The sequence below is a fragment of the Aminobacterium thunnarium genome (assembly GCF_055390565.1).
In genome coordinates, this window is record NZ_AP042412.1 from 1,978,444 (window position 1) to 1,998,984 (window position 20,541).

Sequence of the window (20,541 nt, forward strand, 5' to 3'; positions counted from 1 at the left end):
CACAATGAGAAGGGGATTTTAGAAGAGCTATCTTTCCTTGGCAGCAAAAAAGCGCTCGTAAAGCATGATAACCAGAGTGGTTACCACGGCAAGAACAACGGCTATGGCGTCAGCCCGCCCAATATCTACAGAAACTTCTGAAACGTGAGTATAAATAACAAGAGGAAGTATTTTAACTCCTGTTCCCGTAAGAGCAAAAGCTGTACCAAAAGCTCCCATACTTACCGCGAAAAGAAGAGACGAACCTGCAAATATTGCTGGCCCCAACATGGGCAGAAGAACTTTAAACAGGATAGTGGCACGTGAAGCACCTAAATTCACCGCAGCTTCAATAAGGCTCCAGTTTGCGTTACTCCATGCAGCTGTCATGGTAAGAATCATTCGAGGGATCAAAAAGTAGAGATACGCAACAACAAGACCTCGCCATGTGAAGAGAAAGGCTGAAAATTCTAAAGCATTAATTCCAAAAAGACGACTGAATATCATGGTAATGAAGCCGCTCGTTCCTAAAAGGATAATAAACATGAAACCAATAACGAGGCCACTGAAGGTAAGAGGAACAGCTGTAAGAGCCATAAGAAAACGATGAAGTCTCCCTTTGCTCTTATAAACAACGTATGAAAGAGGTAGTCCGATAACAGTACCTAACACAGCAGTAGAAAGAGAAAGCATAAGGCTTGTTCCCAGAGATTCTCTATAAAGTTTTTTCGTAAAAATCAAAAGATAATTGGCAAGAGAGAAACCTCCATCCACAGTCACACTTTCTCCAAAAACCAAGACAAGCGGATATATAAGAAACACCCCCAACAAAAGAATAAGGGGCATCAGAAATAAAAAAGCTGTGCTTCGTCGTTCCACCTACGTTCAACTCCTTCAAAAAGAGGGAAGCGGCAAAAAAGAGAGCCGCCTCCCTTATTTATTGCTATTTCTAGTTTTCGCCTAAAACCTTGCTTCCCCATTTCTGGGCAGCTTCTTTCTGAACTTTCTGAGCGGCAACCCAGTCTACATTCTTCGCCTTCTCGTACTCAGAAGCAGGAAGGAACTTATCTACAACTTCTGCAGGAAGCTCTACGTCGTCACGAATAGGACGTACATATCCTTTGGCAAAGGTCTGCTGGCCTTCGTCAGAAAGAATGTAGTTCAGCCACAATTTAGCACTGTTTGGATTGGGAGCACCTTTGGCCATGCTTATGGCATAAGGAGATGTAATTGTTCCTTCTTCTGGAATCACTATTTCTACGTCATCACCAAGACCGGCAATATATTTTGCACGATATCCGTTCCAGTCGTAGGTAATCCATACTGGAATTTCTCCCTTAATGAACTTATCAAAGGGCGTAGTCTTCTCGATCATACGTACATTATTGCTCTTTTGAAGTTCGGCAAGATAGTCGATACCAGGGTCAAGATTCTCTATAGATCCACCATGAGAATAGGCTGTAGCAATTACGATTGCATATCCGATTCCAGCTGTTCGAGGATCAAGATATACGATGGATTTTTTAAATTTGGGATCAAGAAGAGCCTTCCATGAAGTAGGGGCCTCTTTTACCAATCTCTTGTTGACTACGAAAACTACAGTCCCTTTGTGAATAGAGAACCAGTTTCCTTCGGGATCTCTAAGGATTTCAGGAATTTTATCGAAGTTCACTGGTTTGTAAGCCTGAGTTACGCCTCGTTCCTTTGCAAGGGCACCGAAAGGCATAAAGTAATACGCTGTGTCAGCCTGAGGGTTATTAAGCTCTTTCTCAAGGCGAACAACAGTAGCTCCACTGCCCAGGTCGTTATAAACAAGTTTGATACCATAACGGGCTGCAAAACCATCGAAAAGGCCCTTCCAGTTAGCCCATGTAGGCCCTGTATCGTAACTGCTCAAACCTTTTTCCTGTTTTGCCATTTCCCAAAGTTCCTTTTCTCCAGCATACATTTCCTGGTCAAAAGCAAATGCTGCCCCACCAACAAATGTAGCTAAAGCCATTACTAAAAGAGCTAGAATAGCTATTTTTTTCATTGTTTCTACCTCCCTTGATATTTTTTATTTTTATTCTAGAACGTGCCCATCTTCCGGAGTAAAAGTCAAATGAATGGTTGAGCCCATTTCAACAGAAGTCGTTTGCATGTTAAGAGCATCAACCAATAGGCGTTCTTCGCCTATTGCCACGGCAATACGAGAAAGAGGGCCAAGAAAGACTCTTCCTTCAACAACTCCAGTAAGCACGTTATTATTTTCTATAGTTTCTGCAATCTTCAACCGCTCTGGACGAATCATAATTTTATACTCTCCTGAAGGACGGTTGTTCAGACAGGCCAAACGCACTTCCGTGTCTCTCCAGCGTCCACATCCACTTCCATCGCTTGTTATGCTTAAGATATTATTTACCCCAACAAAATCAGCCACAAAGAGAGATTGAGGAGCCGCATAGATATCCCAAGCCGTACCTACCTGCTCAATTTTCCCTTTGTTCATAACGGCGACTCTGTCTGAAATAGAAAGGGCTTCCTCCTGATCGTGCGTTACGTAAATTGTCGTGATTGCGCTCTCTCTCTGTATTTTTTTAATCTCAAAACGAAGGGCATTTCTTACCTTTGCATCAAGTGCGGAAAGAGGCTCGTCTAAAAGGAGAACATCTGGACGTATGGCCAAAGCTCTTGCCAAAGCTACACGCTGTTGTTGACCGCCCGAAAGTTGGCGAGGAAAAGACCTCTGCTTGTCAGCCAACCCCACCATCTCTAAGAGCTCCAATACTCTTTTTTCTATTTCAGATGCAGCTACTTTACGAACTCGAAGTCCAAAGGCAACATTCTCAAAAACATCCAGGTTGGGGAAAAGGGCATAATTCTGAAATACGAGGCCAACCTGACGATTTCGGGGCCCTGTATTCGTCTTATCTTCTCCGCCGATAAAGATGTGCCCTTCTTCAGGGGCAAGAAAACCGGCAATAAGTCTAAGTGTTGTTGTTTTTCCACAGCCTGAAGGGCCGAGAAGAGAAAGAAATTCTGCTTTTTCAACACTCAATGATATATCGTTTACAGCCGTAAACCGACCGAATCGTTTTACGACGTGTTGAAGGTCTACATTACTCACTCGTTTTCGTTCCTTTCTTCTTTAAGTTTTTCTAAAGCCATAGCTACGGCTTCTTCAGGCGTTTGAGCATGAAGTAATGGTGCAGGCTGCCCATTTTCGTCACAAATCTGCCATGTTCCGAGAGCAATTACAGTGCGCCCCATTTTGAGGGCAAAACCTATCTCTGACAGAGTTCCATAGGCCCCTCCAATAGAGATAACCACTTCTCCAGAGGAAACCACAACAGTGTTGCGAGCTTCACCAAGACATGTAGACAGAGGAAATGTTACCCATTTATTGGCTTCAGAACGGTCTCCCGGCAAAATCCCGATGGAAAGTCCGCCTTTTTCGGCCACTCCTTTACACACGGCCTCCATAACTCCACCGCGTCCTCCACAAACCACTACACAGTTATGCTCCGCAAGAAGCCGGCCTACTTGATACGCATTGTTCCAAATAGCCTGATCTGCGGTAGATGTACCGATTACACTAACTATTCTCATATTTTCAACTCCCAAGAAGGGTCTGTTTGTGTCCTGATTTACCAAAGAGTGCTCCCAATCCCATAACTCCGAAGAGGGAGAAGAGTGAAAGTCCGGCTAAAACTGTCGTTGCTGCACAAGCAAAACCAGTACTTACATAAAATGCCTGATATAAAACTACGGGGTATGTTTGACTTTGAGATCCTGTAAGCATTACTGAAAGCTGAAATTCTCCAAGGGACATAGCAAAAGTCATAAGAGCTCCGGAAACAAGGCCCGGTAATAAATTAGGAACCAAAACCCTTCGCATCATTATCATGGTATCGGCACCAAGAGATGCCCCTGCTTCTTCTAAGGTTTTCCAATTGATAAGATCCATATTTGCCATGAGCGGACGAAGCATAAAGGGAAGGGTATAGACCATATGAGCTACTACCAAGATTTGCCACGTTCCGATAAGGGAAAACCCTGGCCAGTTGAAAGCCTGAATCATACCCAATCCCATGACTACAGGAGGAATGGCAATGGGCAGAAGAATTGTAAAGTTGAAAAGAGAACGTAACCATCGCTTATCTATAATGTGCACTGCATAAACAGCGGGAAGGCAAACAAAGGCATTTCCAATCACTGTTAAAAAGGCAACAACAAGGCTTCTCTTCAAGGCATCAATATACATTGGTTGAGAGAAAAGTTCTTTATACCATGACCACGTAAAACCTTCGGGAAGCAGCGTTCCAAACCATTTGGCTCCAAAAGAACCAACGAGTATGAGAAAAATGGGAGCCAGAACATATGTAAAATAAACAACACCTAATGAAAAAGACAACGAACGACGAACAAACGAATGCAAAGTGTTTCCTCCATTTTCTTACAACATTTTATTTCTGTATCTCTACAAAGTTTCTAGCGGAATCCGGACCAAAGAATACACTGTAAGGTCAAAATCTTCAAGTTACAGGTCTGTAAAAAAATAAGGTCGGGAATAAATCCCGACCTTAAAAAGAAAAGAGTGTCGTTTTTATAGCCCTGCGTAGAGGGGATATTTTCCACAGAGCTCAAGGACTTCTGAGCGAATTCTTTCCAACACCTTTTCGTTTTCTACGTTTGTTACAACATCATCTATCCATTTTGCAATCTGTTTCATTTCTGCTACACCGAATCCTCGCGTTGTAACAGCTGGCGTTCCAATTCTGACGCCACTTGTAATGAAGGGGCTTTGAGTATCGAAGGGAACAGTATTCTTATTGGCAGTGATACCCGCCTTATCAAGAGCAGCCTCTACCGCCTTACCTGTTACTCCACGACTTGTAAGATTGATGAGGATCAGATGGTTATCTGTTCCTCCTGAAACAAGATGGAAATTATGCTGTTTCAATTCTTCTGCTAAAACTGCGGCATTCTCTATAACTTTCTTCTGATACTCTTTAAATGAAGGACGAAGAGCTTCTTCAAAAGCCACTGCCTTCGCCGCAATGATATGCATAAGAGGACCACCCTGCATTCCGGGGAAGATACTCTTATCAAGATCCTTGGCGTATTGCTCTCTGCACATGATCATTCCACCGCGGGGACCACGCAGAGTTTTGTGCGTTGTAGTCGTTACAAAATCACAGAAAGGAACTGGGTCTTTATGAAGGCCAGCAGCGACCAGGCCTGCTATATGAGCAATATCAAACATGAGAAGAGCGCCAACTTTGTCGGCTATCTCTCGAAACTTTTCCGCATCTATTTCGCGAGGATAAGCACTAGCGCCACAAACGATAAGCTTCGGATGATGTTCAAGGGCAAGGCGTTCTACCTCTGCAAAATCTATTGTTTCTGTCTCTTTATTTACTCCATAGGGAATGATGTTATAAAGCTTTCCAGAGAAATTAACAGGTGAACCGTGGGTCAAGTGCCCACCATGAGCCAAATTCATGGCCAATATGGTATCTCCAGGCTGCAAACATGTGAAGTAAACTGCCATATTTGCCTGGGAACCAGAGTGAGGCTGAACGTTAACATGGTCGCAGCCAAAAAGTTTTTTGGCACGATCCCGAGCAAGATTTTCTGCTTCATCGACAATGTGGCATCCGCCATAATAGCGATGTGCAGGGTATCCTTCCGCGTACTTGTTTGTCAACACAGATCCCATTGCGCACATAACTGCAGGGGACACAAAATTTTCCGAAGCTATTAACTCTATACCATGCTCCTGACGTTCTCTTTCCCTAGTTATAACATCGGCTATCGCTTGATCTGTCTTTGTAAGTTCTTCCCATGCTTTTTCAAACATACAAAACCTCTCCTTTCACTCTACGCCTATCTTGATGATGAAATGATCTTCATTTCCTCCCCAACAAGCTGAAATTTCTCAAGGGCAAAATCAAGATCTTCTCGTGTATGTGCAGCCGAGACCATCACTCGAATACGAGCTGTTCCCATAGGTACCGTGGGGAACGTAATGGCACTGGCAAATATTCCCTCTTCAAAAAGTCGGGCACTAAACTTCTTTGCATCAAGAGCTTCTCCAATAATAACCGGGGTAATCGGAGTTTCGCTATGTCCGATATCGAATCCCATATTCTTCAAGCCCTCTTTAAGATAGCGACCATTCTCCCACAGACGTTTCACTCGATCTTCGCTCTTTGAGAGCTCTTCAAGAGCTGCCATATTTGCTGCAAGATCGGGAACTGTCATAGCGCTGCTGAAAAGATTGGGGCGAGCTTTTTGACGCATATAGTCAATAACATCCGCATTACCCGCTACAAATCCTCCAACAACACCAAAAGCCTTTGAGAGCGTTCCGACTTCTACATCTACTCGACCGTGAAGATTAAAATGATCAACTATCCCTCGTCCGCCTCGACCAAGAACTCCTTCTCCATGGGCATCATCAACCATAATCATGGCACCATGTTTTTCTGCTACTTCAACAAGTTCTGGCAGAGGAGCAATGTCTCCGTCCATAGAGAAGACACCATCTGTAATAACAAGCTTATGGCAATCATGTTTATCATATTTCGTCAGCTGAACATCAAGGTCTTTGGGATCCGCATGTTTAAAGCGTACAATTTCTGCCCTGCTTAAACGGCATCCATCAATAATAGACGCGTGATTCAACTCGTCGCTAAAAATAAGGTCGTTTTTATTAACAAGTGTTGGAATAGCTGCGAGATTGGCGCAAAAGCCAGATTGAAGCAACATTGTCGCTTCGGTTCCTTTAAATTCCGCCAACTTCTTTTCAAGTTCAAGATGAAGAGCTAATGTTCCGGCTATTGTCCGAACTGCTCCCGGACCAACTCCCCATGTATCAACATATTTCTTTACAGCTTCTTTAAGAGCCGAATCGTTACAAAAGCCCAAATAGTTATTAGAGCAGCAAGAAAGATATTTCTTCCCGTTCATTTCGACCCAGGCTCCTTGGGGACTGGAAATTACAGGAATATTCGTATATAAACCTTCCCGCTTCAATCTTTCGAGTTCTTCCGTAATAAAAGCTTTTTGTACCGTCATACATCCTTCCCCCTTCTTACGAGTCACATGTAACTCGGTCTTTACTCTTCTTTCTTATTTTGCTTTTTTAAGAAGTTTCTCCTCTAAGTGAACCAACATATCTTTCGTCATCTTATCAAGATCATATAGAGGGTTAAATCCCCACTCTTCATGGGCCGCACTCACATCAAGAGAGTTAGGCCACGATTCGGCTATAGATTGACGAACAGGGTCCACATTATATCCAAACGTAAAATTGGGCATAAACTTTCTGATAGAGGCAGCTATTTCTTCAGGGTCAAAACTCATAGCCGAAATATTAAAAGCATTACGGTGCTTCAGTCGTGATGAATCCGCTTCCATAAGCTGTATTACTGCATCAATGGCATCTGGCATATACATCATGTCCATATAGGTGCCTGCCGCAATAAAAGAATCATAATGTTTATCTGTTACAGCTTTATAGTAAATTTCTACCGCATAATCCGTTGTTCCTCCACCTGGTTCCGTTTCATAAGAAATAAGGCCGGGGAAACGCACTCCTCGTGTATCGAGATTATATTTTTTATGATAGTAATCACAAAGAAGTTCTCCCGCCACTTTTGTAATGCCATACATAGTTGTTGGCCGCTGGATTGTATCTTGTGGCGTGTGATCAAGAGGGGTATTAGGCCCAAAGGCCGCAATGGAACTTGGGAAAAATACAGAACACCCTTTTTCTCTTGCAATTTCCAAAGTATTAAAAAGTCCACCTGCATTTATTTGCCAGGCAAGCTGAGGTTTCATTTCTCCAACAGCCGAAAGAAGACCTGCCAAGTGCATAACGGTATCTATATTATATTTTTCCACAAGATTGGCAAGAGCATCGCTCTCTCGAACATCAAGAATTTCGAAGGGGCCATCGCCGAGTTTTTCCACACCTGCTGTCTTAATGTCTGAACCTACAACATGAGCAGCTCCATACTGTGAACGTAACTTTTTAACTAACTCTGTTCCAATTTGTCCCAAACACCCTGTAACTAAAATGTTTTTCACTACTCATTCCTCCTTCACAATTCATTATGATGAATTGCTAAAACAAAAAGAAGGGACCTCCGAAGAGGTCCCTGAATATACCTTATTCTGTATATGCTCCTGACGTTGACGTCGACGTTGACGTCGTCATAGTTGATGACGATGACGACGTTGATGTTGATTCTTTACCTGCAATCTTATTTACAATCAAAGCGATGGCTCCATCACCTGTGATATTACATGCCGTGCCAAAACTATCCTGTGCCAGATAGAGTGCGATCATAAGCGAAAGCATAGTGGGATTGAAGTGAAGCATTGATTCAAGCACCCCCAGAGCTGCCATAACAGCACCGCCCGGTACTCCAGGAGCGGCAACCATTGTTACGCCAAGCATGATGATAAAGGGGAACATTGTCGCAAAGGAAAAGGGCATTCCATGAAGCATCATGACGGCCAATGCGCAACTCGTTAACGTTATTGTACTTCCTGAAAGGTGAATTGTAGCACACAAAGGAATAACAAACTGCGCAACACGTGGAGACACATTATTCTGTAACGTCTGTCTTAACGTCACGGGAATTGTAGCTGCGGAAGATTGTGTTCCGATAGCTGTCAAATAGGCAGGAATCATGTTTTTAATAGCTTTGAACGGGTTGGTCTTTGCTACTGTACCAGCCACAAAATACTGTAAAAGAATAATAGCAACGTGAAGAGCGATAATAACCACATACACTTTGAGGAAAACTGCCATTAACATCTGAACTTCACCAGCCTGGGTCATATTGGCAAAGATACCGCAAATATGTACAGGAAGAAGAGGAATAATAATGGCACTGATAAGCTTCTCTATAATATTCTGGAACTCGTGCATTACTTCATTAAGACGTTTCCCATCAATAACGGCCATACCAATACCCAACGTGAAGGCAATGAGCAAGGCACTCATAACCCCCATGAGTGGCGGCATTTCAACTTTGAAATAGGGAGCAAGAAGCGCTTCTCCAGGGTTTGATGCCGATGCCAGCATACTGCCCTCCTTTATGATATTGGGGAAAATGATTGAATCAACTCCATAAGCTAAAGAACCTGCTATAAGAGTTGAAACATAGGCAAGCACCACGGTAACTAACAAAATTTTACCGGCACTCTTCCCCAAGTCGCCAATACCAGGAGCCACAAATCCAACAATGATAAGAGGAATAACAAAGCCCAAAAAGTTACCAAAAATCCCATTAAACGTAGCTAAAACCCTTATCACCACTTCAGGCATAAAAGAACCGATTATAATACCTAAAATAATAGCGATGATAAGACGTGGAAGAAGACCTAGCTTTTTTTTCTTTTCCTGCATGCGACTGCACCCTCCTTTGTATTGTACTGCATTTACCAATAATAGGTACAGTCTTACCCTCTAACCATCGGAAAAGAACTGAAAAAAACAAGCTTCGTTTTCACAAAAGCTGATTTTTCTCAGCAAAACAGGAAACAGACAATAGTACCTAAGAACTACAATTAGTGCTGACTCGGAGAAACGAGCCCCTTTCGAATAGCATATTTTACCAGATCAGCTATAGTTTCAAGCCCTAATTTTCGCATAAGGTTCTGTCTGTGGGTTCCTACCGTTTTAATGCTTACATGAAGCAAATCGGCTATTTCTCTGTTCGTTTTGCCTTCTGCAAGATACATCAACACTTCCCGCTCTCTCGTTGTCAATTTTTCTTCATTTGGAGAGGAACCTTGCTGAACAAAATGAATGTACATTTTTGCAACGATGTCTGATACACTCGGGCCAAGATACACCCGGTCATTATAAACTGTTTTAACAGCTTCAACCAACTCGGAGGAAGCACAATCCTTCAATAAAAATCCTTTTGCGCCAGCTTTAAACATCTCAGAAATAAAGTTTCTATCAGCATACATAGACAAAGCAACAACCTTTGTTCCTGAAGCCCTTTTTTGAATTTCTTCGGTTGCCTCAATACCGTCCATTACAGGCATTTTAATATCCATAACAACAATGTCGGGGCGTAAAGATTCCGCAAGAGCAACTGTCTCTGCACCATCCTTGGCTTCAGCTATAACTTCTATTTCAGGATGTCTGCTTAAGAGAAGCCGCAAGCCTTCACGTACAATCTGATGATCATCTGCAAGTAAAACCCGTATTGCCATGGCAAGATACCTCCCTATACATTAAAGGAATCAGCCGGCACAAAAAGGGTGATTCGTACCCCTTTGTTTTCCTTTGACTTAATAATCATATAGCCTCCCAGAGAACAGAGTCGTTCTCTCAAGCTAAAAAGCCCAAATGACTGCTTATTGGTTATTCCTTCATCTATATTATGCGTATCAAAACCTCTTCCTTCGTCACAGACTGTCATCCGAATCATCTTTCCAGAATACGACGTTTTAACATACGCCTTATCAGCACCAGAGTGTTTAGCAACATTAAGCAACAATTCATGAAGGGCCCTGAATAAAAATGCCTTTAAATCATCGCTCATTTCTTCTGGTAACCCCTGGTTTTCATATAAGATACTTAGACTGTAGTTTTCCTGCATCTTTTCGGCAAGCCACTCTACTGATGCAGCAAATCCCAAACGATATAAGATAGGGGAGCCTAACTCGAAAGTGAGTGTTCGAGTGCTCTTGATAGATTCCTCAAGAGAAGACAGTATTGCCGTCACTTCGTCTTTTTGAGAATCATCGTTTATTCCCTCTTGAAGCAATGCCAGTCGAATCTTTGTTAAGGCTAAATTCTGACCTATGGAATCGTGAACTACTTCCGCTATTCTACGTCTCTCTTTTTCTTCGGCCATAGAAAGAGCAGAGGCGAGGCTTCGCAATTGATTTCGATATGTTTCTTCATGATTTCGAGCTTCCTCAAGTTTTTTATTTATAAAACGTAATTGTTCATTTGTTCGTTCCGTTACAATACGTAGCCGCTGCTCCGTCTCTTTTTCCTGCCTGTTCATAAGATATTTTCGAATAAACCAGAGTAAAGCGAGAAGGAGAAAGCCATATCCAGTATAAGCGAGAGGCGTCTTCCAAAGAGGAGGGATTACCTCAATGTCGAGTTCCGTTCCATCCTGATTCCACACTCCATTATTATTTGAACCTACAACTCGAAAAGTATATTCCCCCGGAGGGAGGTTAGTATAATAAGCAAAGTGCCTGTTTCCAGCATTGACCCAATCTCTATCTAGCCCTTCAAGTTTGTAGCGATATTGGTTTGACTCAGGGTGTGTATAGTCAAGAGCCGAAAAGTCTATTGAAAGAAATTTATCGCTATAATTTAATATAACCCGTCGTCTTCCTCCCGCAGCCCAAAAAGGCTGAACTGGCTTGTTCATTACAAGAACCTCATTAATAACAATAGGCGGCACATGAGAATTTTCCCAGACATCTGTTGAAAAAAAGCTGTTACATCCGTTGATACCACCAAAATACATTCGGCCAAAAGAATCCTTAAAGGTCGCTGAGGCATTAAACTCTTTTGCTTGAAGGCCATCCCCAAGATTGTAGTTTCTTACCGTATTCATTCTGATGTCATAACAAGAAAGTCCATTGTTCGTACTTATCCATAAGTTGCGGTAGTTATCTTCCAAAATGCCTCGAATCGAATCTCCCCTAAATCCATCTTCTTTTGTTAAGAGCAGAAATTTTTTGCTGGTTTCGTCGAATTGGCATAACCCCACATCTGTGCCCAGCCAAAAAACGCCCTCTCTATCTTCATAAATAGAGAAGATCCGATTGGCAGGAAGACTCTTGGAATTAAGAGGATCATTTACATAGTGTTCTACTCTGCCTTCAACGGGGTTAATTCTAAAGAAGCCGTTATTTGATGTTCCTATCCATAAATTATGGCGGCTGTCTTCAAAAAGACACGATATGATATCCTCTCTTAAATACGAAGCTTCGTCTGCTGACCAGGGAATGGCTTCAAAAAGGCCTGCTTTTCTAACGAAACGATAGAGACCTTCTGATGTTCCTACCCAAAAGGTACCTTTAAAATCTTCTAAAAGTGTCGTGATCTTATTCGATCCCCCAAATGAAGACGGGAAAAGAGTATTTTCATAAGTCGTAAAATTGCTATCTATCTTGTTATAACGACAGAGTCCTCTGTCAGTTCCTATCCATATGTCGCCTGCTTTGTCTTGAAAAATAGAAAAGACCCTATTGCTCGCAAGACTATGCTCATCATCTATATCTGATAGAAAATGTTGTGTTTCACCTTCCTTGGAAATAAGCTTCACTCCATTTCCAAATGTTCCTATCCAGAGATTATCGTACCCTTCTTTATAGATGGCATAGACATTATCTCCTGCAACTTCACGAAGAAGAAAAGATTTACCGTTATATCTCTGAAAGGGACGTTTCAAATGAAATTTTTCAATGCCTTTGGAGTGGGTTCCCAACCAGACGATGCCAGTGAGGTCTCCCAGAAAGATTGTATCTTTTCTGTCTCCGTGTATAGAGAGTATTTTATTGTCCCGCAAAGCCCTGGGATTATTTTGCTCATGACGATAGACAAGGGCCTCTTCCGTTGCACGGTCAAAACGCAGTAAACCTCCGCCATCAGTAGCTATCCACACATCTTCAAAGATATCTTCGTAAAGGCCTGAAATGGCATGAATAGAAACATCTTCTCCCTTCTCTTTTAGGGGAACTTCTTCAAATTTTTCCTCTTGGGGGTAGAATCGATAGAGTTTTCCAGAAGCGGTACCAATCCATAAGAAGCCTTTTCTACCCTCAGTTATGGCAGTAACAGGTAGGGCTTCTTTTGAATGAGCATAATATGGGATAAACGTATCTCGTTTCGTGTGGAAGTTCAGTGCCTTATTGGTACCAACCCACAATTGATGCTTTGAATCAACATAGAGGTTTAACACTCCCTCTCCGCTAAATCCTGAAGAATCATCATCAAGGTATATATTCCACGTCTCTCTTTCAGGGTCAAAACACCCCAGACCATTCTGAAACGTACCAACCCAGATATACCCCTTTTTATCTCCTATTACATGAGAAATGAGATCGTCAGGTGGAGAAGAAGCATCTTTCGAGTATCTATATGATTGAAAAATTTCTCGAGAGGGATCAAATCTATTAAGACCCCCTCCAAATGTTCCTATCCAGAAAATACCATTTTTATCTTCATAAAGAGACGTGACCATATTGTTCGAGAGACTATTTGAAGAAAAAGGTTCATGACGGTAAACCCTGAAACTATACCCGTCATAGCGATTTAAGCCACCATTTGTTCCAAACCAGAGATACCCTTTATGGTCTTTTAGAATAGTATTTACTGTCGTTTGCGAGAGTCCCTCCTCAAGGGAGAGATGTTCGAAAATAATCTCATCCCGTCCTTGAGCAGAGGAAGGCAAAAAAAGCAACAGAAAGAAAAGGCTTATGAGAAAAACCTTATTTCTTATCTTGAGCCACGTCACATATGTGCCCCCTTGAATAAAGGTAGAATGGATATTGCCTATTCTATCATGATCACTTATAGCTATTATCTTTAACAGACTCCGAACCGGAGTCTTCTTTTCTTTATCAAGAACGTCGTATCTCTACTTGTCCTTCTCTGGGGAGAATGGGCAGACTATAATTTTCTAAAAAGGACTCAATTTTATCAGGAGCTATAAACGCACTGCCGCCTCTCCATTCAACATATACCCAATGATCAGGAGTTCCCCGTAAAATCTGATTCCCTTTATACCAACCTTGCTTTTCCATCTCCTCTGTAAACTTTTGAGAACTTTCAATCACATTATGCGCTTCTGTGGGCCAATAGCCGTCATCTCCCCACATATAATTCCGGTTTTCAAAAGACCATGCCGATTTTTTATATTCCACGTAGGTAAAAGTATCAGGAACAAGATTATCTTCTATGTAGAGGAAACTATGTCTGGCTTCTGAGCGAGTTCCCTTAGCCGAATAGGTCAACTTCTGACGAAGACCTTGAGGGAAAGAACTCTCATCTTCCTCAATAAAAAATGTCAATGGAGTATTAGGAGTTTGAAGCGATTCAGGAATCTCTATTTTTTCTGTTTGTTCTGACGATTGTGCCCAAGAAGCAAATGGCAAGAAAAAGAATACACAGCAAACACAACAAACAGACAACAGATGAAGGAGCCTTTTTACCATCAATATCACCTCTTTATAAATATTTTCTGACGAAAAAACGGTAAGACGTGTAGAATATCAGGATAAAGAAATTTTTCACGCCGTATGATAATTTAGACATTCATTATTGCAAATTTAACAAGAACTATTATGTATTATAAATGAGGAGGATTTTTATGCGCAAAGAGGAAATTTACGCTAAAGCACTATCTGCCCATCAGGAATCCAAAGGGAAAGTTGCCATTACGAGCAAGCTTCCCGTAGAGAGCATGGCCGATCTGGCTATTGCCTATACTCCAGGAGTTGCCGAACCTTGCCGTGAAATAGAAAGGAATCCTGAAGCCGTCTATGACGTTACGTCAAAAGGGAATATGGTTGCCGTCGTTACCGATGGTTCTGCCGTTCTCGGACTCGGCGATATCGGACCTGAAGCAGCATTGCCCGTTATGGAGGGAAAAGCTGTTCTTTTCAAACGTTTTGCCGGAGTCGATGCCTTTCCTATCTGCATCAAATCACAGGACCCTGACGAAATTGTTCGGACCACAGCCCTCATTACACCAGCATTCGGTGGCATCAACCTTGAAGATATCTCTGCTCCTCGGTGTTTCGAGATTGAGCGACGCTTAAAAGAGATCTGCGATATCCCTGTTTTTCACGATGATCAGCATGGAACAGCCGTTATCGTTCTCGCCGGTCTCCTCAATGCCTTCAGATTGGTGAAGAAAAAGATAGAAGATGTGAAAATTGTTATGAGTGGTGCCGGAGCTGCGGGAATGGCTATTTGTCGTTTCCTTCTTTCTGCCGGGGCTGTGAATGTTATTTTGTGTGACCGAAGCGGCGCCATTTATGATGGCCGTCCGGAGCATATGAACTGGGCCAAGGAAGAGATCGCCAAAGAGACCAACCCCAACAAAGAGAAAGGTTCTCTTGCAGATGTTCTGAAAGGAGCCGACGTATTTCTCGGCATATCCGCGCCTGGAGTTCTCACCACTGACATGGTAAAGACAATGGGCAAAGATGCCATTATCTTTGCTATGGCCAATCCTACGCCTGAAATTTATCCTGATGAAGCTCAGGCTGGCGGTGCTGCTGTTATTGCTACAGGGAGAAGCGATTTCCCGAACCAGATCAACAACTGTCTTGGTTTCCCTGGCATTTTCAGAGGCGCTCTTGATGTTCGCGCAAGCACAATCAACGAAGAGATGAAACTTGCTGCCAGTAAGGCTATCGCTGAGCTCATTTCTGATGATGAACTCACAGCTGAAAGAATTATTCCCGAAGCTCTCGATCCTCGTGTTGCTCCGGCTGTTGCCAAAGCTGTCGCAGAGGCAGCCAGAAAAACAGGTGTAGCTCGTATTTAATACTCATAAAGAGACATATAAAGAGGGAAAGGCATTTTGCTTTTCCCTCTTTATATTATTCTTCTTGTTGTTCTCTCAATTTTCGCTTTAAGACTTTACCTACACTTGAAAGTGGAAGTTCTCGAACAAAACGTATCTTTCGAGGAATTTTATAATAGGCCAATTGTTCCTTACAAAATGAAGTAAGTTCTGCAGAAGAAAGACCGCTATTTTCCTCTCTAATAACAAAAGCAACCGGGATTTCACCACTTACAGAGTGCCTTTCTCCAATAACAGCGGCTTCTTTCACATCAGGATGACGCTTGATAACACGCTCAATTTCCTGAGGAAAGACATTGAAACCACTAACGATAAGCATATCGCTCACCCTGTCGAGAATAGTAATGAAACCATCTTCATCAAGGTTAACCATGTCTCCTGTGTTAAACCAGCCATCGGAAAAACGTTGTTCAGTCAGAGTTGGGGCTTTTAAGTATCCCGAAGTTACTGATGGTCCTTTAACCCAAAGAACACCTTCCGAACCTTTGGGAAGAGAATGCCCTTCTTCATCTCGTACATCGAGAGAGTAACCAGGCAGAGCCGGCCCTACCGTTCCTTCTTTTCTCATAGAGTCGTTAGGGTTACACGAAACCACTGGAGAACACTCGGTGAGCCCGTAACCTTGATAAATAATAACGCCAAAGGTATCGCGAACACGTTGTTCCAATTCTGGTTCCAGAGCTCCACCGCCTGTCAGTATATATTGGAGAGATGATGGTAAAATTTCTCCTCTGCTGACTGCCCCCAAAAGAAAAGGCAACATGGATGGAACTGCAATAAGAACGTTTGTTTCAGATTCACGAAGAGCATTGAAAAAGTTACGCACAGGCATAAATGAAGAGACAATAACTTCTTTAAGTCCCCATAATATAGGGAGCAAACCACAAATGGTATATCCCAATGAGTGGAAATTAGGTAATACGTTTAATAAAACCTTTCCCTGCTCAAAACCTTCTATTGTTGTCTGGACTTTCGATGTATTGTCATAAAGATTAGCATGGGTAAGAGGAACAGCTTTCGGATCGCCAGTCGTACCTGATGTGGCAAAAATTACGGCAATGTCAGAGTCACCCTTTTCAATATGTTTGCCTTCAAGAGAAGGAATCACCCCATCAAGGGAAGCAACTGTCCAAGGGTACGAAGAGAGGGCAAGGGCCTCGGCAATCACACCTGTATCACTTGCTGTTACAGCCCCCCAGGGTCGTATATGATCAAGCATAGCGAGAACTGAATCTTTTCCCGTGCGACTGTTTAATGGAACGATCGTTCCGCCAAGCACCCATACGGCTAGAGAAAGATAAAGGACGAGGGGTGAGTTGGGAAGAAAAACAACAAGGCGATCTCCTGCTGTAAATCCTTTTTCTTCCAGGTTTTTTTTGCATAACTGTACTGCATTCAAAATAGCATCTCCTGTTATCCAGGAGCCATTCCACCAAAGAATTCCACTTTCTCTATCCTTTTCTAAATGGGCTAAAGCAATTTCTTCTAAGCGTTTTGTCATACGAGCCCCTTCTTTCCCTATCAAATGGTAATAGAATACCACGGATGGAAAATGTGGTGAACCAGAGCAATATAAAATGATACAATCATGGATGTTTGAAAGAGAGCAGGTGAGAGAGTTGAGTTATACCATCTTAAAAAGATATTTTCCCGAGAGTGTGCTAAAAAAGCTGAAACAGTCTCAACGATGCGTTGTTTCCTTTTCTGGCGGAGTTGACAGCACTGTAATTGTAGCTGCAATGGCCTCTATTCTTTCTCCTAAAGAAGTTCATGCCGTCATGTTCCGATCCTTTTTACATTTTCCCGAAGAAATGGAACGAGGACGATTATACTGTTTGGGTCTTGGCACAACCCTTCATCAAATTCCTGGTCCTGAAATTGATGTACTTGAGGTTATGAATAATAGCAGAGCTCGTTGTGGCTTTTGCAAAGAAGCCCGTGCAAGAGAACTTCTTGATTTCGCCAAAAAGCTTGATGCTGACCTTGTTTTAGAGGGCTCAAACGCTGACGATCTTAAGGATTCTACTCGTCTGGGAACAAAAGTGCTTCAAAAAATGCCTGAAATTTACTCACCTCTTGCAAAGGCTGACCTTTCTAAAAATGAAGTTCGGATGCTCGCGAAAGAATTGGGAATAACATGGTGGAACGAAGCAGCTACAGCGTGTCTTGCCACTCGATTTCCTGAGGGGCACCGTCTTTCCGCTGTGGAATGTTCGAAGGTCGCAAGATCTGAATGGGCCCTACGTCAGGCAGGCTTACCCCAAGTTCGTGTTCGGGTGTTCGGAGAAATGGCGTGTGTACAAGTACCCGTTCCTCTCTTGAAAGAAGCTCTTGCCAAAAGAGAAGAGATTCTGGGGATAATAACTCAAGAAGGATACAACCACGTTATGCTCGATCTTCAGGGGTATGAATGGGGCAGAAAGTGGATCAAAGAAAAAGAAATCGCAGGAAGGACGGACTCTGAATGAAAATTCTTTATCTGGATTGCTTTTCCGGTATCTCCGGAGATATGTTTCTTGGGGCTCTTCTTGATTTAGGACTCGACAGAAACGAGTTTCTCAGAAAAATGGAGACAATTCAAATGTTTCCGGGGCATCACCATCACCATGATCATGACCACCATCATCATCACGATGTTGTCGGCTACGAAATTCATATAGAAGACGCTGTGAAAAAAGGATTTTCAGGTGTTAATGTTACTGTTACCACAGCAGAAGAGCATCCACACAGAGGTTTATCTGATGTCTGCGCCATTATAGATAATAGTGGACTTTCTGACGATGTAAAAGAGAAGAGCAAGCTCGCCTTCAAAGTACTTGCTGAAGCAGAAGGGAAAGTTCATGGGCTTCCTCCTGAAGAAATACATTTTCACGAAGTAGGAGCTGTTGACTCTATCATTGATATTGTCGGAGCTTTTGTTCTTATGGAAATGCTTTCACCAGATATTGTTATCTCGTCTCCCCTTAACGTTGGGAGCGGAACAGTGCAGTGTGCTCACGGCATTCTTCCCGTACCAGCGCCTGCCACTGAAAACCTACTCTGTGGAATACCTATTTATTCCGCAGGAACCCCCATGGAACGAGTTACTCCCACTGGCGCACTTCTGGTAAAAACATTTGTTAGTCGTTTTGGGACGTTACCCGAAGGAACGATGCTCAAAAATGGACGTGGACTGGGTGATAGAGACAGCGATATTCCAAACTTTTTACGAGTATCCCTTCTAAAGGGAATGGAGGGAAAAGACTGTGCTTCAAAAGGGGGGAAAGAGCCCTTTCTTCGAGACACAGGCATTGTTCTGGAAACAAATATTGATGATATGAATCCTCAATACTACGAACCTGTAATGGAACGTCTCTTTGCTGCAGGGGCTATGGATGTCTGGCTTGATCCCATTATTATGAAAAAAGGACGTCCGGCCATTAGGCTTTGCTGTCTTATTCCTTCTTCTCTTGAAGAAAAAGCTGCGGAAATCATCTTGAAGGGAACGACAACGTTAGGCCTTCGTCGTTACACCGTAGATCGGATAAAGCTTCACCACCACATTACTCCTATAGAGACAGCCTTTGGTCTTGTCCGCATAAAAGAAGCTTGGTGGGGAGACGAAAGACTTCGCCTGAATCCAGAATACGATGACCTTAAACGAATTTCAAAAGAAACGGGTATCCCTCTACACAGTTTGCGAGAAGAGATACTAAAGCAAATTGGAGAAATACACTAAAAGAGACGCGTTAAAAAGAAAAGCCCTTCCCTAGAGAAAATCAGCATGGAGAAGGGCTTTCACTTTTCTTTGTTCTGTCATTATTACACTTCTTTTTTTATCGAGACATTCCTCTGGCCAAAATTTCGTACTCTTCTGCTACTTCGCCATTCCTCACCCCATAAATAACCGAATATAGATTACATGTAGGGCAGGCATGGTTAGGTATTATTTCCACTTTATCCCCGATTTCAAAAGACATATCGTGAGGGGGCGTAAAGAGAGCGTGTTCGTCTGACAAACTCTGCAATGTAACAGATGGACGATTCTTCAACACGCCAAACCCGTGGCTTGATGTCATTCCTCCATGATGAGTGTAGTATGTAAGAGCTTTTGTTCCAGCATCGAGTACAACTCTATCAGGAGCAGGACGACTTATTACCGTAGCAAGAACAGAGAGCGCGCAATGGTCATAGGTTCCAAGAATTCCTGCCTGATCAGCGTCTAAGAATATATACGTACCCGGCCTGATTTCGGTAACTCCCGCCAAAATCTCTGAAACGAGAAGAGAGGGCGTAGATCCTATACTGACAACTTCTACGGGAATACCCACACTCCTAATGTACTCTGCCGTTTCAAGCATTTGACTTTGACTTTGTTGAGAAATTGCCCTGATCGCAGATAATGACTCGGCATTATAACTTTGACCGTCATGGGTAAAAATTCCCATCAATGTAACGGAATCCCTATAACGAATAAGCTTTGCCAATTCAAGGGCTGTCTCTTTTGAAAAAACACCGGTACGATGATATCCAGTATCTATGTCTATCATGACATTGAGGGGATGAGGTTCCCCGTCAAAGGTTTCTGCAAGCATCTTAATATGTTCAGCGCTATCGACACCAACAGCAAGATTTGTTTTACGAGCCAAAGCGAGAAGACGATCCATCTTTATATCTCCAACAATTTCGTTAGCAATAAAAATATCAGTTATCCCCGCAGCAGCCATAACTTCAGCCTCTCCAAGTTTGGCCACTGTAATTCCCTTCGCTCCAGCAATCAGTTGCTTTTTGGCAATATCTGGCGTTCTGTGTGTCTTTATATGAGGACGGAGAGAGACACCGGCATTTTGCGCTTTTTGTTGCATCCAGTGAAGGTTTCTCTCCATAACATCAAGATCTACAAGAAGCGATGGCGTATCAATATCCATAACCTGACAACCTCTGAACGGTTCATGAAGACACCTCATCATATTTTCCACCTCATCTTTCTTCAAAAAGCGTTTCT

17 protein-coding genes are annotated in these 20,541 nt (G+C 42.7%); 3 read left to right on the plus strand and 14 right to left on the minus strand.

Annotated elements, in window-relative coordinates:
• Positions 1 to 27: 27 nt before the first annotated feature.
• The 12 genes from ACZ5GY_RS09760 to ACZ5GY_RS09815 all read right to left on the minus strand — a co-directional run bounded on the left by ACZ5GY_RS09760 (position 28) and on the right by ACZ5GY_RS09815 (position 14,178).
• Entirely contained in the window at positions 28 to 858 is an 831-nt protein-coding gene (locus tag ACZ5GY_RS09760) for an ABC transporter permease subunit (protein WP_213691699.1), read from the minus strand.
• Between the two features lie 70 nt (positions 859 to 928).
• Positions 929 to 2,011, minus strand: coding sequence for an extracellular solute-binding protein (locus ACZ5GY_RS09765; RefSeq protein ID WP_213691698.1), 1,083 nt, complete (start codon positions 2,009 to 2,011; stop codon positions 929 to 931).
• Positions 2,012 to 2,041: 30 nt separating this feature from the next.
• Complete coding sequence (locus ACZ5GY_RS09770) at positions 2,042 to 3,085, minus strand: ABC transporter ATP-binding protein (protein WP_213691697.1); 1,044 nt, start codon at positions 3,083 to 3,085, stop codon at positions 2,042 to 2,044.
• Positions 3,082 to 3,567, minus strand: coding sequence for a TIGR00725 family protein (locus tag ACZ5GY_RS09775; protein WP_213691696.1), 486 nt, complete (start codon positions 3,565 to 3,567; stop codon positions 3,082 to 3,084). The genes ACZ5GY_RS09770 and ACZ5GY_RS09775 overlap by 4 nt, the downstream gene beginning before the upstream one ends.
• 4 nt (positions 3,568 to 3,571) lie before the next feature.
• The gene (locus ACZ5GY_RS09780) at positions 3,572 to 4,396 is read right to left on the minus strand and encodes an ABC transporter permease (protein WP_213691695.1); all 825 of its coding nucleotides are present in this window, start codon (positions 4,394 to 4,396) and stop codon (positions 3,572 to 3,574) included.
• A gap of 168 nt (positions 4,397 to 4,564) precedes the next feature.
• Positions 4,565 to 5,821 (minus strand): serine hydroxymethyltransferase, encoded by a 1,257-nt coding sequence (locus ACZ5GY_RS09785; protein ID WP_213691694.1) that lies wholly within the window; start codon positions 5,819 to 5,821, stop codon positions 4,565 to 4,567.
• A 26-nt stretch (positions 5,822 to 5,847) separates the two neighbouring features.
• Positions 5,848 to 7,041 carry a glycine C-acetyltransferase gene (locus tag ACZ5GY_RS09790; protein WP_213691693.1) on the minus strand — a complete coding sequence of 398 codons (1,194 nt, stop codon included), beginning with the start codon at positions 7,039 to 7,041 and terminating at the stop codon, positions 5,848 to 5,850.
• A gap of 54 nt (positions 7,042 to 7,095) precedes the next feature.
• Positions 7,096 to 8,055: an L-threonine 3-dehydrogenase gene (locus ACZ5GY_RS09795; RefSeq protein ID WP_213695196.1), complete on the minus strand. Its 960-nt coding sequence runs from the start codon at positions 8,053 to 8,055 to the stop codon at positions 7,096 to 7,098.
• An 82-nt stretch (positions 8,056 to 8,137) separates the two neighbouring features.
• On the minus strand, positions 8,138 to 9,385 hold the full coding sequence (locus ACZ5GY_RS09800; protein WP_213691691.1) for a dicarboxylate/amino acid:cation symporter: 1,248 nt from the start codon (positions 9,383 to 9,385) through the stop codon (positions 8,138 to 8,140).
• A gap of 161 nt (positions 9,386 to 9,546) precedes the next feature.
• A complete protein-coding gene (locus ACZ5GY_RS09805) occupies positions 9,547 to 10,203 on the minus strand; it encodes a response regulator (protein ID WP_213691690.1) in 657 nt (218 codons plus the stop codon).
• Between the two features lie 14 nt (positions 10,204 to 10,217).
• Positions 10,218 to 13,478: a sensor histidine kinase gene (locus ACZ5GY_RS09810; protein ID WP_464111824.1), complete on the minus strand. Its 3,261-nt coding sequence runs from the start codon at positions 13,476 to 13,478 to the stop codon at positions 10,218 to 10,220.
• 106 nt (positions 13,479 to 13,584) lie between these two features.
• Complete coding sequence (locus tag ACZ5GY_RS09815; protein ID WP_213691688.1) at positions 13,585 to 14,178, minus strand: hypothetical protein; 594 nt, start codon at positions 14,176 to 14,178, stop codon at positions 13,585 to 13,587.
• 155 nt (positions 14,179 to 14,333) lie between these two features.
• Here ACZ5GY_RS09815 and ACZ5GY_RS09820 point away from each other — a divergent pair, with 155 nt between their 5' ends.
• A complete protein-coding gene (locus ACZ5GY_RS09820; protein ID WP_464111825.1) occupies positions 14,334 to 15,518 on the plus strand; it encodes an NAD(P)-dependent malic enzyme in 1,185 nt (394 codons plus the stop codon).
• Between the two features lie 55 nt (positions 15,519 to 15,573).
• On the opposite strand, the gene ACZ5GY_RS09825 is transcribed toward ACZ5GY_RS09820, so the two are convergent.
• The gene (locus ACZ5GY_RS09825; RefSeq protein WP_213691391.1) at positions 15,574 to 17,058 is read right to left on the minus strand and encodes an AMP-binding protein; all 1,485 of its coding nucleotides are present in this window, start codon (positions 17,056 to 17,058) and stop codon (positions 15,574 to 15,576) included.
• Positions 17,059 to 17,134: 76 nt separating this feature from the next.
• Here ACZ5GY_RS09825 and larE point away from each other — a divergent pair, with 76 nt between their 5' ends.
• Together larE and larC are read left to right on the plus strand one after the other, a co-directional pair.
• Positions 17,135 to 18,025, plus strand: coding sequence for an ATP-dependent sacrificial sulfur transferase LarE (gene larE, locus ACZ5GY_RS09830; protein WP_464111826.1), 891 nt, complete (start codon positions 17,135 to 17,137; stop codon positions 18,023 to 18,025).
• Positions 18,022 to 19,275 (plus strand): nickel pincer cofactor biosynthesis protein LarC, encoded by a 1,254-nt coding sequence (gene larC / locus ACZ5GY_RS09835; RefSeq protein WP_213691393.1) that lies wholly within the window; start codon positions 18,022 to 18,024, stop codon positions 19,273 to 19,275. The genes larE and larC overlap by 4 nt, the downstream gene beginning before the upstream one ends.
• A gap of 97 nt (positions 19,276 to 19,372) precedes the next feature.
• Here larC and ACZ5GY_RS09840 read toward each other — a convergent pair whose 3' ends face one another.
• Positions 19,373 to 20,506, minus strand: coding sequence for an alanine racemase (locus ACZ5GY_RS09840; protein ID WP_213691394.1), 1,134 nt, complete (start codon positions 20,504 to 20,506; stop codon positions 19,373 to 19,375).
• Positions 20,507 to 20,541: the final 35 nt, after the last annotated feature.